This window comes from Streptomyces sp. NPDC012827 (assembly GCF_042900905.1).
Lineage (GTDB): Bacteria > Actinomycetota > Actinomycetes > Streptomycetales > Streptomycetaceae > Streptomyces > Streptomyces gulbargensis.
Genome location: NZ_JBIBBY010000013.1, coordinates 1 through 14,354, shown reverse-complemented (window position 1 = coordinate 14,354; position 14,354 = coordinate 1). Strand labels below are relative to the sequence as shown.

The 14,354-nt window shown below is 69.9% G+C and carries 11 protein-coding genes and 3 pseudogenes; 8 read left to right on the top strand and 6 right to left on the bottom strand.

All coding sequences use genetic code 11. The features are described from left to right. Positions 1-153: 153 nt before the first annotated feature. From ACFY60_RS26215 to ACFY60_RS26205, 3 genes are all read right to left on the bottom strand, one after another. Positions 154-642, bottom strand: a complete 489-nt coding sequence (locus ACFY60_RS26215; protein ID WP_388613546.1) for a hypothetical protein — start codon at positions 640-642, stop codon at positions 154-156. A gap of 402 nt (positions 643-1,044) precedes the next feature. Further along, entirely contained in the window at positions 1,045-2,907 is a 1,863-nt protein-coding gene (locus ACFY60_RS26210; protein WP_388613543.1) for a sensor histidine kinase, read from the bottom strand. Continuing rightward, positions 2,894-3,658: a response regulator transcription factor gene (locus ACFY60_RS26205; RefSeq protein ID WP_388613540.1), complete on the bottom strand. Its 765-nt coding sequence runs from the start codon at positions 3,656-3,658 to the stop codon at positions 2,894-2,896. The genes ACFY60_RS26210 and ACFY60_RS26205 overlap by 14 nt, the downstream gene beginning before the upstream one ends. 295 nt (positions 3,659-3,953) lie before the next feature. Between ACFY60_RS26205 and ACFY60_RS26200 the strand changes: the two genes are divergently transcribed. The 6 genes from ACFY60_RS26200 to coaD all read left to right on the top strand — a co-directional run bounded on the left by ACFY60_RS26200 (position 3,954) and on the right by coaD (position 10,768). Continuing rightward, positions 3,954-4,892: an alpha/beta hydrolase gene (locus ACFY60_RS26200; protein ID WP_388613537.1), complete on the top strand. Its 939-nt coding sequence runs from the start codon at positions 3,954-3,956 to the stop codon at positions 4,890-4,892. Between the two features lie 369 nt (positions 4,893-5,261). Next, the gene (locus ACFY60_RS26195) at positions 5,262-6,587 is read left to right on the top strand and encodes an alpha/beta hydrolase (RefSeq protein WP_388613535.1); all 1,326 of its coding nucleotides are present in this window, start codon (positions 5,262-5,264) and stop codon (positions 6,585-6,587) included. A gap of 1,285 nt (positions 6,588-7,872) precedes the next feature. Continuing rightward, complete coding sequence (locus tag ACFY60_RS26190) at positions 7,873-8,451, top strand: hypothetical protein (RefSeq protein WP_388613532.1); 579 nt, start codon at positions 7,873-7,875, stop codon at positions 8,449-8,451. Positions 8,452-8,564: 113 nt separating this feature from the next. Beyond that, positions 8,565-8,699 carry a hypothetical protein gene (locus tag ACFY60_RS26185; protein WP_388613529.1) on the top strand — a complete coding sequence of 45 codons (135 nt, stop codon included), beginning with the start codon at positions 8,565-8,567 and terminating at the stop codon, positions 8,697-8,699. 161 nt (positions 8,700-8,860) lie between these two features. After that, complete coding sequence (locus ACFY60_RS26180) at positions 8,861-9,277, top strand: hypothetical protein (protein WP_388613526.1); 417 nt, start codon at positions 8,861-8,863, stop codon at positions 9,275-9,277. A 1,050-nt stretch (positions 9,278-10,327) separates the two neighbouring features. After that, positions 10,328-10,768: a pantetheine-phosphate adenylyltransferase gene (coaD, locus tag ACFY60_RS26175; RefSeq protein ID WP_388613523.1), complete on the top strand. Its 441-nt coding sequence runs from the start codon at positions 10,328-10,330 to the stop codon at positions 10,766-10,768. Positions 10,769-10,889: 121 nt separating this feature from the next. On the opposite strand, the pseudogene ACFY60_RS26170 reads toward coaD, so the two are convergent. Next, a pseudogene (locus ACFY60_RS26170) lies at positions 10,890-10,982 on the bottom strand (ATP-binding protein); the annotation flags it as partial. Between ACFY60_RS26170 and ACFY60_RS26165 the strand changes: the two are divergent. Further along, positions 10,974-11,127, top strand: a pseudogene (locus tag ACFY60_RS26165) (AAA family ATPase); the annotation flags it as partial. The pseudogenes ACFY60_RS26170 and ACFY60_RS26165 overlap by 9 nt on opposite strands. Positions 11,128-11,160: 33 nt before the next feature. On the opposite strand, the gene ACFY60_RS26160 reads toward ACFY60_RS26165, so the two are convergent. Next, on the bottom strand, positions 11,161-11,661 hold the full coding sequence (locus ACFY60_RS26160; protein ID WP_388613521.1) for a MarR family winged helix-turn-helix transcriptional regulator: 501 nt from the start codon (positions 11,659-11,661) through the stop codon (positions 11,161-11,163). A 52-nt stretch (positions 11,662-11,713) separates the two neighbouring features. Between ACFY60_RS26160 and ACFY60_RS26155 the strand changes: the two genes are divergently transcribed. Continuing rightward, the gene (locus ACFY60_RS26155) at positions 11,714-12,202 is read left to right on the top strand and encodes an SgcJ/EcaC family oxidoreductase (protein WP_388613519.1); all 489 of its coding nucleotides are present in this window, start codon (positions 11,714-11,716) and stop codon (positions 12,200-12,202) included. 86 nt (positions 12,203-12,288) lie between these two features. Here ACFY60_RS26155 and ACFY60_RS26150 read toward each other — a convergent pair. Beyond that, positions 12,289-13,265: pseudogene (locus tag ACFY60_RS26150) on the bottom strand (Helicase associated domain protein); the annotation flags it as partial. Positions 13,266-14,354 lie beyond the last annotated feature (1,089 nt).

The following is a 14,354-nucleotide window of genomic DNA, read 5'->3' as shown; positions in this document are numbered from 1 at the left end:
GCACGGGCGTGGAAGCCCCCGGTCTCACCGCCGACCGGCTGCGCCGCACCCAGGGGCCACCAAGATGGTCAACGAATCCCGCACCCGCGCGCACCGCCACACCGCACAGGCCGACGCCGACGCGGTGCGCCGCCTGGACGACCAGCAGGCGCATCACCGGCAGGAGCCCGGACCGCACCGCGGCCGGGAGGCCGGCCACGGAGTGGACCCGATGGTGTACACCTGGTGGAAGTCGGCGTCATCGACGGGAGTTGGGCCGCCGCGCATCCACCCGGCGCGCTTCTCCTCGACCTCGGCCCTGGTCAAGGAGAAACGCACCGTCGCCACCGTCTCCACCCGGGCCCACTGCACTGCACCACCGTCCGGCTGGTGCGCATCACTCCCGCGCACCAGCCGCGCCGGTGGGCGCACCGACCACCGAGTGGAGCGCCCCGGCTGGACGGTGGTGCGCACCGGTGCGGGATGCAGCGCGTGGGCCGGCGCCAAGTGCTCGTCGCGCATCGCCTCCAGGGTGCCGGCGGTGTCCGGGCGGTCGGGGTCCGGGACAACGCTCGTCGTGAACCGGATGATGCTGCGGGCGATGCCGGGCACTGCCGTGGTGGGGGAGTCCCCCGCCCAGTCGTGCAGCGCGGACAACAGCACGCACCTGACCTCGTCCAGGGCGGGAGTCCGCGCACAGCTCGGTGGCCTCCCCGTCGAGGGCCGTGACGGGCCGGACGATGTCCTCGGCCAGCCGCAGCAGGACGAACGCCGGCTCCTGGTTCGCTTCCGCCCGCCCGCCCAGCGACGGCGGCGCCCCCGTCGCGTCCGCAGCGCAGGAGGTAGTCGAAGCCCCGGCAGCCCCCCAGCGGGGGCGTAGGCGGCAGGACACTGCCGTCATCGCCGCAGTCGTGGCGGCCGGTGCGGCCCGAACCCGACGAGGGCGGGGACGTTTGCCCTCGGACGGGTCGCGAGCTCCGCGCCGCCACCGGGAGCGCGCGCTCCGCGATGAGGCCCTGCCACAGGATGTCTCGGGCTCAGGGGGCGGAGGAGCCGGACGTGCTGTCACGCCTTCTGCATTCGGTGACCCCCGTCCGGCTGCACCGGGAAGCCGTCGTGCATCCCCGGCAGCCGTAGCTCGAACACGGACCCCAGTCCCGGCTCGCTGCTCACGTTCACCGTGCCTCCCTGCGCCTCCGTGAGTTTGCGCACGATGGACAGGCCGAGCCCGCTGCCGCCGTACTGACGGGAGCGGGATTTATCCGCGCGCCAGAAGCGGTCGAAGACGTGGGGCAGGTCCTCCCCGGCGATGCCGGAGCCGGTGTCGCGAACCTCGATACGGATGCTTTCGCGGCCGCCGGTGCCTTCCGCGCCGTCGGCGCTTCCGCTCAGCGTGACCGTGCCGCCCGCAGGGGTGTGCCGGATCGCGTTGGACACCAGGTTGCCGACGGCCTGGCGCAGTCGCACAGGGTCTGCGTCGAGCCACAGGTCGTCGTCCGCCTCAACGATGAGCGCGATCCGGCCGGCTTCCGCGCGAGCCTGCTGACCTGCCGAGACCTGGTCGAGGAGGAGGCGTACAGGGGTGGGCTCGGGGTGCAGGACCAGGCGGCCGTCGTCGAGGGCGGCGAGGTCACGGAGGTCGTCGATGACGTGCTGGAGAAGGACGGCTTCGTTGTGGAGAGAGTCGATGTACTCGGCGTCCACCGTCGCGACGCCGTCCTGGGCCGCCTCCAGCCAGCCACGGATGTTGCTGAGCGGGGTCCGCAACTCGTGGGCGATGTCGCTGATCATGGCCTTGCGTTCGCTCTCCAGCCGCGCCCGGTGCTCGGCGAGTTCGTTGAAGGCGGAGGTGAGCCGGCCGATCTCGTCCCTGCTCCGCACGGGAACAGGTGCCGTGTCGCCGGCGTCCCGCATGAGTCGAGCCGCATGGGTCAGATGGCGCAGGGGCTGGACGACCCGAGCCGCCACGAGGACGGCGGCACCCACGGAGAGGGCGAACACCAGGGCCGCCAGAGCGACGATCTCGGTCGTGCTCCGGGGCGAGACGCCGAAGGCGGTGCGGCCGGCCTCCCGGGCCGGTCCCAAGGCCAGGTTGGCCGGCGGGGCGACGTAGCTCTTGAGCTGTTCGCGGCGGCTGTGTGCGACGCAGGACGTGATGTCGTTGTCACTGTTGGGCGTCCACGGGCCGCCCGCCGTCCTGGACCAGGAGAAGTCGATGCCGACCCGGATACCGGAGATGCCCGTTCCGCTGAGGCAGCGGGCCACGAGAGCATCGAGCTCATCGAGGGCCGCGCGCTCAGTCAGTGTGATGGTCCGTTCCAGGACCCGGTCACACAGGGGCGCCGGGGCGGGCGCGCCCGAGCGGCCGAGGTGGCGGACGGTGGGGCGGCCGCTGGGGGCGGTGTCGATGACGGACTTCATCCCGCTCTTCGCGAAGCACGCCGCCTCGCGGCGGGCATGACCGTGAAGAAGGGCGCGCTCGGCCGCGGTGAGACGGTACGGTCCCACTGCACGGGGATCGATCCGGTCCTCGGAGCCGTGGACGCCCTCGGCGGCGAGCGGGTCCAGCACCGTGACCGAGCGAGCGGACGGCGGGGGAGTGCGCGGCGCGGAGTCGGCCAGAGGCCGGTGGTCCTGCGAGCTCAGCACGATGTGCCGCCCCGTCTCTCTGGACAGCCGGAGCACCTCGGGCTGGACGCCGCTCCAGGTGCTGTGGCCAGCCGCGTAGGCCAGGAGCCGGTCGGTGATCCGGGCGTCGTCGGCGACGATCTGCCCCTGCTCCCGCACGATCGCACCCGTCGCGGTCCGCGCGGCGAGCCAGGCGGTGGCCGCGACGCTGCACGCCCCGACCACGACGGAGACCACGAACAGACGGAACAGGAGCCGCTTGTGCAGTGGGAGCCTGTCGAACGGCTCAGGGCCTCGCATGCGTGACTCCCGAAGTGGCCTCCCCGTCGTTCCCCCCGGACCGCTCGGCGACGTCGGCCGGGACCAGCTTGTAGCCGACCCCGAAGACCGTGACCAGCCGGCGCGGATTGCGGGGATCGGCCTCGGTCTTCCTGCGCAGGTTCATGATGTGCATGTCGACCGCGCGGGGCGTCGTGTAGTGGCTGAAGCCGTGCAGCTCGTCGAGGAGCCGGTCCCGGGTGAAGACCTGCCCGGGGCGCGCGGCCATCGCGACGAGCAGACGGAATTCCCCGGGTGTGCACTCGATGCTCCGGCCGTCCACCGTCACCTCGTATCGCTCGGGACTGACCCGGAGGGCGCCCACGTGTAGATCGCCGTCTGCGCACGAGGGCGGCGGCTCGCTCCGGGCCACCCGGCGCAGCAGCGTACGGACGCGGGCCACGAGCTCCCGGGGACTGTAGGGCTTGGTCATGTAGTCGTCAGCGCCCAGATCGAGGCCGAGCAGCAGGTCGTCCTCGGTGGCGCGGGCGGTCAGCAGCAGAACCGGCATGTCGCGGCCCTCGGCACGCAGGATGCGCAGCACATCGAGCCCGTCCACCCGCGGCATCATCCAGTCGAGGACGGCGAGGTCGGGCTCCCGCCCGCGAACCTGGTCGAGCGCGGCGCGCCCGTCGTGAACAGCCCGGACGGAATGCCCCTGTCGCTCCAGGTAGCGGACCACCAGCTCAGCCTGCTTCGGGTCGTCCTCCGCGACCAGGATGTGTGCACACATAGTGACGATCGTAGGTCACGACAAACCGATAACTTGCACGGCTTGTCCCGCTTTGCCTCCCGGGCGATGCGGTCCAACGGGAAGCCGACAGAAACCTGACAGCTCCCTGACACGGCTCCACTACCAAGGAGCCATGAATCCCGCTCCTCCGGGTCGACAGCCCCACCGCGCGGCCCGCACCCTGGCACCGGCCCTGCTGCTCGCTCTGGTCTGTCCACTCACCGGGCCCGCCACAGCGGCCACCGCGACACCTCAGCCCACCCCACAGCGACGGACGCCGGCCGCCTCGGCCACCGTGCAGCGCGATCCCCTCCGGCACGAGGTGCCCGTCAACGCCTGCGTGCCCAAGCGGCTGCACGGCAAGGCGATCTCCTTCAAGGCCACCGACGGCGTCAGGCTGTCCGGCCTTGTCCTGGGCAGCGGGCCAAGGGGCGTCGTCCTGTCTCACGAGAACGGCTGGAACATCTGCAGCTGGCTGGCGTTCGCCGAGGCACTCGCAGCCGCCGGTTACCAGGTCCTCGTCTACGACCAGCGCAACGTGTACGACGGGGCTTCCGAGCGAGGCGGCCGAGCCGCCAATCTCCACTTCGACCGGGACGTCCGGGCCGCCGTGCAACAGCTCAGAAACCGAGGCGCACGGCACATCCTCGCGGGCGGGGCCTCCATGGGCGGCACCGCGACGGCGACCGTCGCCCCTGAGATCCCCGAACTCGTCGGCCTGCTCATCCTGTCCTCACCCCGCGAACTTCCGACGATGAAACCCCTCCCGGGTCTGGCGAAGGTGACGGTGCCCTCCTTCTTCGCCGCGGCCACGGGCGACCAGACCTTCGTCGACGAGGTGCGGGCCCTCCACCGGGCCTCCGGCGCCAAGGACAAGCGGCTCCACATCCTCGACAGCCACGCCCACGGAGTCGACATGATGGAAGACGGCAGAGCCGGGGCACACCTGCACGACCAGGTGCTGACCTTCGTCGACGACGCCTTCCGCACGGCAGGCCCCGCCCCCGCCACTCTCCCACCCGAAGACGACAGCTCCCCGCCCTCGCCGACCACGGCACCCGCCACGCATCGCGGGACCGAGCCGAGCGCACCCCGGGAAGCAGACGACGCCGGCGAGAAACCCGCCCGCTCACCACTCCTCGGCACGGGCATCGCGAGCGCGCTCCTCGTGGCAGCGCTCACGTGCGCCGTCGTGGTCGGTCGGCAGAGACGAAGCGCCCGGCACCGCCGCTGAGCGTTTCCACCAGCCCGGAGCACGGACGCCGCGGATCTGCGGCTGGCGCGCCGGCCACCGGCGGCAGCCGCCGCCCACCCGTGGGCGGGCAGAGGATCGGGAGAGGCACGCACGAGGGCCGTCCAGGTGCACCCCACGTGGGACGGTCTGCGCGACCGGCCTTGCCGTACGCGTCCTGCGTCCTGCGCGCGAATCTCGTAGGGGAGACGCAAGAGGCACGAGCGACGCTCGGCGGCGAACAGGTTCCTTGCCTCTTCCTGACACGTTGCTGACATGCGGTCACCACAATGACGAGCCTCAGCCGTCCAGCTGAACCGGCCAGGTGCCGGCTCGCGGGTGACGGTCGGGGCGATCGAAAGGAAGAACACCATGGCAGCCAAGCACCGCAGGCCGCTCCTCTCTGGAAGGACAGGGCGGCGAACCCTTATGGCCGCGGCAGCAGCAGCGGCCGCGGCGGCCGTGATCGTGCCCGTGCAGGCATCGGCCGGGAAGGCCGAACGGGGCCAACAGCCCGGCCAGGCGGAGCGTCCGGAAACCCGCGAGGTGGGCGAGGCGCGGTACGACCTCGGCGATCAGGCGTTCACGCCGCCCGCGCCCTACGAGGGCAAGGCTGAAATCGCCGCCGTCGTCCATTACCCCAGAAACGTGGCCAGTGGCAGACACCCCCTCATCCTGCAGCAGCACGGGCTGTGGCACACCTGCGCGGACCGAACGGCACAGATCGCACTCGAGGCCGCGCAGAAGGCGCTGACCGAGGCTGAGAAGGCCGGTGACGAGGACGAGGTGGCCCGTCGCCAGGCGCTCGTCGAGCAAGCGAGTGTCCCCTTGTGGTCCTGGCCCTGCCGGGACGGAGTCACACCCCTGCCCAGCAGTTCGGGCTACGACTACCTGGCCACGGCCCTCGCCCGCGAAGGCTTCATCGTCGTCTCCATGGGAGCCAACGGCATCAACGCGACCAGCTCGGGCCAAGCTCCGTCGGTGTACCAGGCCCGCGCCGCGCTGATCAACAAGCACCTGGACCTGTGGCGGCAACTGGTCCAAGGAAAGGGGCCGTTGCGAGGTAAACTGATGGACGCGCAGACGGGCAAGGAGAGCCGCGCCGGGTTCGCGGGCCATGTGGACCTCAGCCGTGTCGGTACCATCGGCCACTCCATGGGCGGCGGCGGAGTGATGCAACATGCATCCGACGATCGTCACGCTGCCTGGCCGGAAGGCGTCAAAGTGAAGGCTGCACTCGGCCTCGCCCCTACCGCCACCTGGGACGTCGAGCCCGTCACCAAGATCCCGCTCGCCGTACTGTGGGGCACCTGCGACCAGGTCAACACCGGTCAGTACGTGGACTGGAACAACGGCAAGAACAAAGCCCCCTTGCACGGTGTCACCCTGACCGGCGGCAACCACAATTACTTCAACACCCAGTGGTCCCCGTCGAGTGGACAGGTCGGCGGGACCAACGACGCCGCCTCCGGTCGGCGCCCCGGACACTGCGTCTCCCAAGATGGCCTGGACCAGGAACACCGCGGACTGGACGAGGCCACTCAGCGCCGGATCACCACCGCCTACACCACAGCCTTCTTCCGCCGCTACTTGATGGACGACGCCTCCGCCGACGCCCTGCTGACGGGAAGGAAGCACCTGCCGTACGCGCCGCGCCTGGTGACCCTGAAGTACGTACCCCCGCACCGCCAAGGCTGACCGTGCGACCCCCGGCCCCTGGCTCACCTGGGCGTCGGCCTGCCCCCGCGTGATCATGAGGGGTACCCCCGTGTCTCCGATCGAGGAAAGCGCGGCCGTGCGTCGCGCCTCCCAGTACGCGGCTGGGGCCGGTGCGGATCTGAACCTGATCACGAACATCGGTTCCGAGGCCACGCAACGGTGCCCCATCCGCACCGGCACATCGGTCCCCGTGCTGCCGACGATGGCCTGCCCCTGCCCTCTGCCCCGCAGCACACCGCCCGAGCCCTCACTGGGCGGAACGGACCCTCCGCATGGACACCAGCGCCGTCCGTCACGTCAGGGCCCGCGAACCTGCCCCCGCCGGTGGCCCGTCGGTGTTCCTCGCCGGACCCACCCCCGAAAAGCGGCTGCCGGTCCCGTCCTGGCGCCCGGAGGCGGCCCGGTCCTGGCCGTGCAGTGGACTGGTCGGGAACGGGGGTCGGAGCTGGAACATGAGTTGGAGGGCAGTGCCCGCAAAGCGCGGATTTTGGATGAGCAGATGCCTCCGGAAGCGGTGCGAGTGGCGACGGACGGACGTGCCGTGGTCGACATAGCGCGTGAGGTGGTGAGCGTCACCGGCTGGGACGAGCACCTCCCGGTAGATATCCTTGCCGCTCAACGTCGGATCAGCGAGAATTCGTCCGGCAGATCCCGCCAGCGTGAGCACATGCGGTACTTCCACGTGATGGCCTCCACGGTTCGGCGACGGTCGGTCGGGCCTGCCGCCCCGAGCAGGCGGCAGCTGCACTCAGCCACCCGGCCGGGCAGATCCGCACCGCACTCGACAAGGCCCGCACCGAGCCGCGCGCCCGCGCCACTGCTCACTGCCTCCCCACCGTCGCCTGCGCCCCGGCCGGCGTCGATCTCCTGGCCGCCGCCAAGCCTGTCCGCCGTCGAGCAAGAACGGCGACACCTTGCGCGCCGCGCTCCGATGTCCCGGTGCCCCCGCCGGTGGGGGGGGGGGGGGGAGAGAGGGACGGGATGGCACATCGCCGGCCGCCGGCGCCACCCTCACACCTCCGCCGTCACCCACCCCTCCTCCCCGGGCAGCCCCGCCCAGCCCCGCCCAGCCCCGCCCAGCCCCCATCAACCCCTGAACGCCCTCAACCCGTGGCTCTCCGCCCACGCGAAGGGCCTCAGGCCGCCACTACTCCTTCCGGGGCCCGTTCCTGTAGCGACGCTCCGCGCACAGAGTCGGGGCTCAAGTGACCCGCCTCGGCCGTCCTCGTTGATCCGTGCACACAAGGAACGGAAGGACCATCACGTGACTGACCTTGACTCCTTGATCGGCGGGCTCGTCCCGCTTCCGCCGGTCGGTGTGGACATCCCGTGCAGCATGTACGGGGCGAACACGCCACTGAAGATCAACATCCTGGGCACTCTCACCCTCGACTTCAAGGGCGGCTTCAACACCACAGTTCGAACGAGCAGCACGGACGGCATCGTCCTGGAGATCCAGGGTTTCCGCGTGGAAGCGGACACCAGCCCCAGCACCCCCAGCTCGGGCACCCTCATCGCTCTCTCGAAGTCGGATGCGACGACCGCGCCCCTCAGCGTCCTCCAAATCGCCTCGCCCGGGGGCCTGGAGATGCTCCTCCACCTGCCCCTCACCGTGGAGGTGATCGACAAGGCCACCGGCGAGACACATGCGCGTCTGGCTACGGCCCCGACGAAGCACGCCACGCTGCGGGCCGTCGACGTGAAGGCATTTCCGCCGGTCAATCAGCTCTACACGCTGCAGGAGCCCGTGCAGCTCTACCCCGCCGACGACAGCGCGGCCGCAGGCACCGAGCCGGTCGGCGCGCTGGAAGGCGCCGATTTCATCGTGAACCAGAGCGCCTGAGCCCACACCGCCCCGTGCCTCTCCGGCCCCCGTCCACCTTCGTGACGGGGGACCGAGCTCCTTCACCGGACTGCGGCGGCGCGCTGCCGGGGGCAAAAATGCTCGCTCCGGCTGTGCTGATCGGGCTGAACGGCTGGCACGCCGTCCGCAACCACACCTCGAACATGGTGTACGTGCGCCTGACCGACGACAGCCTGATGAGCCGAGACAACGACTACGACGACGCCGTCGTCCACCTCATCTACTAACCGGCCAGCCGCAGCCTCCACCGGGTGATGTCACCCTCGCGAGACTGAAAGCGGCTGACGCTGCCCACCGTAAGGGGTCCTCAGGGCGCCGCCACGGCTTCCTGAGGGCCCTCTGCGATGCCCGGGCACCCTCATCCCGCCGGGGACCATAGGGTGTGGTCATGGACATGGGGGCGTTGATCGAGGATCTGGCGGCCGAGGCCGAAGGCCTGATCCGCGACGGTGCGTGGGTCCTGACACCCCGGCATCGTTCGGTCGTCGCGAAGGCCGCCCTGGACCTGCACGGCGTTGTCGGCGCTCCGCAGGTCCAGGAGGCGCTGCCCGCGATCGACCGGCTGGAACACCTGCGGGAAGCACTCGCCGCACTGGCCATCGCCCTGGCCCGCGTCCACGGGCGCACCGCCTGGTTCCTCGGCGCGGCAGCCACCGCACTCACGCCCGTCCTGCACTGGCGCGCCATGCCCGCCGACGACAGCCACGCCTTCGGCACCGTCCCACCCACCCCTCAGCAGTACGCGCAGGCCGAGGGCGCAGTCCGCCGACTTCAGAGCGCCCTCGTCAGCATCGCCTCCGCCTGAGACCACTACGCCCGCCGCCGCCCCTCCGTCGCGCGGTCGCCGATGTGTTGTGGGAGCGGCAGCCGGCCACCACGTGACGGCGAGGATCACAGCGTCGTTGGACGCTGTGATCCTCGGGCCGGGCCCCGGGCGTCATGGTCGATCTCCCGGGGCCCACGTGTGTAGGGGGATCAGATTTCACTGGCCGCCGCTCGCCCCTGCCGGGTCGCTCCGACGGAGGATGAGGGAAGGGAGCGGCTGTTCGCCGACCACCGGCTGAGCACCCCGTGGACGCTGTGCCCGGAGACGACCGACTTGGCGACGGCCAAGGAGTGGCTGACGTCCTGGACGCAGGTGCCCGGTGTTGAAGGGCTGGTGGTCCGGGGGAGCGGCCAGCGGTATCTGCCGGAAGCCTGCGCGCTCTACAAGGTGCGCCGCCGGGTCTCCACCGAGGCGGTGGGCGGCGTCATCACCGGGACCGTGCGCCGGCCGCAGACCGCTCGTGCCGGGCCGCCTCGACGCGGCCGGGGCGGTCAAGGCGGTCGGTCGCAGTACGGCGCTGTGGCCGGACGCGGCGCGCGACCTGGCTGACCCCTGGCAGGACCCGGCACCCCTGGAAGGGCGTGCGGTTCACGACCTCGTGGGGGTCGCGGACGCCGCTCGACGACATGCTGGTCGAACCGGAGCTGGATGCCGAGATCACGGTTGGCCGCGGCGCTGGAGCGCGGCGTGTGGCGGCACCCGGTGCGCTTCGCACGTCCCCGGCTGGACGACGCGGTTGCGGACGTCCCGCCCTTCGGTGCGGGCGCTGAGCCTGCCAGCGGGTGACCGGCCGTGCCGCCCCCCCCTGTGGTCAGGCCGGAGAGGATGTCGTGGGTTGCCGGTGCGGCGCCAGATGATGGTGGTGAGCCTTCTCTGAACTAGAGAGCGTGCTCCATGTGGCTGTGATCCATGTGTGACGTTGCGGTTGTCTCGCCCCGCCAGACGTTCCCCCTGCCGTGCTTGATCTTGGTGGTTTGGGTTCCCCGGCACTGCACTACCGGGAGCGGCCGCTTGTTACTCTTTCCGATCATGCGAGCCCTCTTCCCAGGATCCTTCGACCCGGTCACCCAAGGGCATCAGGATGTACTTCGGCGCGCTGCCCTCCTGTTCGACGAGGTCGTCGTGTGCGTGATGTTCAATTCGAACAAGACCGGCCGCTTCCCCATCCCGGAACGGCTGGACCGGCTCCGCGCAGCAGCAGCTGATCTGAGCAACGTCACGGTCGAGTCCCACACCGGCGGCCTGCTGGTCGACTACTGCCGCCGAGTCGGTATCGACGTCGTCATCCGCGGAGTCCGCGGCGTTCGCGACCTGGACTACGAAATGCCGATGGCCCGCATGAACCACGAACTGGCCGGAGTCGAAACGTTCTTCATCGCTGCAGACCCCGACCTGGCCCACATCTCCTCCACCCTCGTCACCGCGATGAGTCAACAGGACCGTGTCCCGAATAATGATCAGAGCAGGTGAAGGCGACAGCGAGGTTACCTGAAGAGTTGATCGATCGGCCGGGCTGCCCTTGGGTAAAAGCAATTGAAGCTCCCGTGGCGGCTACTCGGTGGCTTCGCTGGTGCGAGCAGTGAGCTGGGAGGAGGGGCTGGTAGCCGACTTCGTCGACGACGAGGACGCTGGGCCGCAGGTAGGTGCCGAGCTTGTTCGTCAGACGGCCGGCGGCTTCGGCGGCTGGACCAAGACCTTCACCGCCCCCGCTTTGGGCGGCCATCGTCGACCGCCTGACCTTCAACGGCATCATCATCGAAACCGACACCGGCTCCTACCACCTCGCCGGCGCCCGAGCCCGCGCCGAGCAGGCAGTCATGTCCAGCTGACACCGCCGGTTCCGACTCGGCGGCCCGCCGCCCTCACGAGCGGCGAGCCGCCGCGCCTCCCTTGCGCTGGCGACCGTGTGCTGCTGCGTCCCGGATCTCCTCGGTGGCTGCACGGAAAGCAGGGGCGGCGTGAGCGAAGTAGTCGAAGAGAACAGCGCGTTGGTCTGGCGTGTACAGGCTGAGAACCTCGGCGATCCGGCGGCGGGCAGGCCCAACCACCTTTTCAATCTGGTCGAGGGAGTCGGCCACCGGCTCGACGATGACCTTGCGTCGATCATCCGGATCGGCGGCCCGGCGGACGAATCCGGCTCGCTCCAGGCGGTCGATGAGGCGAGTGGTCGCCCCGGTGGTAAGACCGGTACGTGCGGCCAGTTCTCCCGAGGTGAGCATGCCGTCCAGAGCGATCTGGCTGAGCGCATACCACTCGGAGGCGCCGAGCCCCACCGCTTCCGCCCCGGCCATGCCGTGGAGTCCCACAGCGTCGAGGTACTGACGGAAGACCAAGTGCTCATCTGCCGGCGTCGGGTCTGCCATATCCCTGGATGCCCCTTGCGTAAATAGCTGCACATGTGCAGATAATGTCTGCATGCAATATCTGCACCAGTATAGCTACCTGGAGGATTCCATGACCACCACGGACGACCGGAATGCCGTCACCACAGTGATCGCCTCACTCGTCGACGCCTGGCGGCGCCACGACGCCGACACCTACGGTGCGCAGTTCACGCAGGACGCCACCTACGTCACCTTCGTCGGCACGTACTACCAGGGCCGCCGGGACATCATCGACAGCCACCGCACGCTGTTCGCCACATTCCTCAAGGGCACACAGCTCGCCGACGAGATCCTGGACATCCGCTTCTACGGTCCGGACACCGCTGTGATCACCGGCCGGGGCGACAGCTACAAAGGCAGCAAGCCAAAGAAACTGACCAAGGTCCAGACCTATACGCTGGTCCGGGAGTCGGACGGCCAGTGGCGCATCGCTGCTTTCCACAACACCAAGCGCAAGCCGCTGATGGAGGCCATCTCCTTCAGGGCCGCGCCCGCTCTCGTCCCGGCATCCCAGAAGTGACCGGTGAAGCTGCAGAAGGCCCTCCATGGGGAGGCATCAGCACACTCACACCGCACTCCTCAATCACTGCCGTAGCACGACGGCACCGCGCGCTCGGCCGCCCGCTCGGGGTCCTTGCCCAGGCAGTTCTTCGCGCCCTTGCGCCGGAGGTTGGCCATGTACTGCCCGATGGGGCACCATCGCCTCGCCCTCCCCCCACACAGCGTCCTGCCGGGGCGCGAGGTGCCCGGTCGCCCGCCGGTACGAGCGCAGCGCGGCGAGCTGTTCTCCCACGCTTCCTCGCCCGGCTCCCACACCACCCCGGCCTCGGGTGCGTCGAGCAGCGTCTTGCGGTGCGGGTCGAGCTCCCCGGCCCGCAGCGCCTTCCGCTGCTGAAGGACCCACCGCCCGAGGGGCAAGTCCTTGGTGACGCCGACCTGGACCTCGACGTCATACGGGACGGCGTAGAGGCCGGTGATCTCGTTCTCCCTGCGCCAGCGCAGCAGGGGCTGGTAGCCCTCCAGCCAGGCCAGGGACTCGGGCCGGTAGACCCGGGTGCGCAGGAAGGCCGCGATGGTCGCGTCCCGGGGCGAGGAGAAGTGCAGCAATGCCGACTCGGCAGCAGCGTCGGTGTCGTCCTGCTCCTGGTCCTCGCCGTCGCCCGGGCCGCCGGCCCCGACGATCCGCCCGTCCTCGTCACGCTGCACCTGAACCTTGCGCTTGCCGTGGGTGAGCGCCCGGGAGGCGAGCTGTTCGACCAGGCGCTCATCGTGGCTGCGCAGGCCCTGGAGCACGGCCACGAGCGGCTTGAAGCTGGCGGAGGCGACCATGTCGGTCGGGTCCTCGCTCGGCTCCAGGAACACCGGCACGATGATCCTGGCCACCTTGGTGCGCCGTCCTTGTTGAGGCGGAGCGCCCGGCCGATGTACTGGACGATCTCGACTCGGGAGCCGCGGGTGTCGGCGAAGCAGATCGAATCGACTCCCCGTTCGCCGGTGATGTCCACACCTTCCCCGAGCACGCGAACGCTGGCGAGGAAGGCCCGGTGCACCCGGCACCCGGCCGCGTCGACGGCGCGGGCGAACAGGGGCGTGCTGTGGGAGGTTTCTGTCAGAGTTGTGGTGGTCGTCCCGTGATGGTCGACACCACGGCCCGTGTGTGAACCGACGAGACAGGGGAGCATGGTGACGGAGCAGAACTCAGTGCTGGCCGGTATGGGGACGGCCTCGTGGTCGGCCGAGGACGGTACGGCGTACGAGGTGGCATTGGAAGGTATCAACCATGTGGTGGGTGCGTACTCAGCGCTGATCTCCCGGGCGGATGCGCGACTCGGAAATGGGACCGGTCGGCGTGGTCCACATCAAGTCGGCGGAGGTCTCCACACCCGATTCGGCAGACGCTCTGTGCGCCATGGCAGAAGGAATACAGGAATTCGTCATGAGCCCCACCATCGCGTGACCTGGCCCCTCTGCGATGAGCACAATCGCGGTCTGCATGTCGATTACGTCCATGAGACCGCGGTCTGGACATGCACGGGCGGAACCACGGGTGGTCACGTGGTGAGAGCGATTGATCCCGCCGTACACCTGTAGATCACCGCCGGACTGTTAGCCGCCCCCTGGGCGCCCGCCCGCCGTCTTCGTCCGGTGTTCCGTCGGCCACGCCACTGCCCTGCGGAGCAAGTGCTCCTGGACTGGCCCGCAATTCCCACCCCCATCCTCACCCCCGGCCCTGCCCCGGGACCTCACGGCCGGCCCCCACCCACACCAGGTGGTTGACTGGCCTGCTCTGGGGTCGCAACTCTGGCGTTGTGCTCGTGGCGGGGCCGGGGAACGGTCAGCCGGCCCCGCCCGCGAGGGCGAGGCTTCCGGGGCCCGGGGGAGTGCCAAGGACCCTGCGGGCTGGGATTCTGAGAGGGCATCGGATCGAGTTCTTCACCGGGCCGGACCCCTTGATTCCGCACCGAAATCCGGGCACTTACATCCCCTAGCCAGCCGTTTTCCTGAATGCGCGGAGCGAATTCAGGCGGGGGATCGCGGAGCGATTCCCCGAAAGGGAAACTGCGGAGCAGGTTCCCGCAGGAATTGCGAAGCAATTCCCCAACTCCCGCGCGCAGCGCGGGAGTTGACGCCCCGTAGGGGCGTCGCGTCGCGTCTGCGGAGCAGACCGCGCG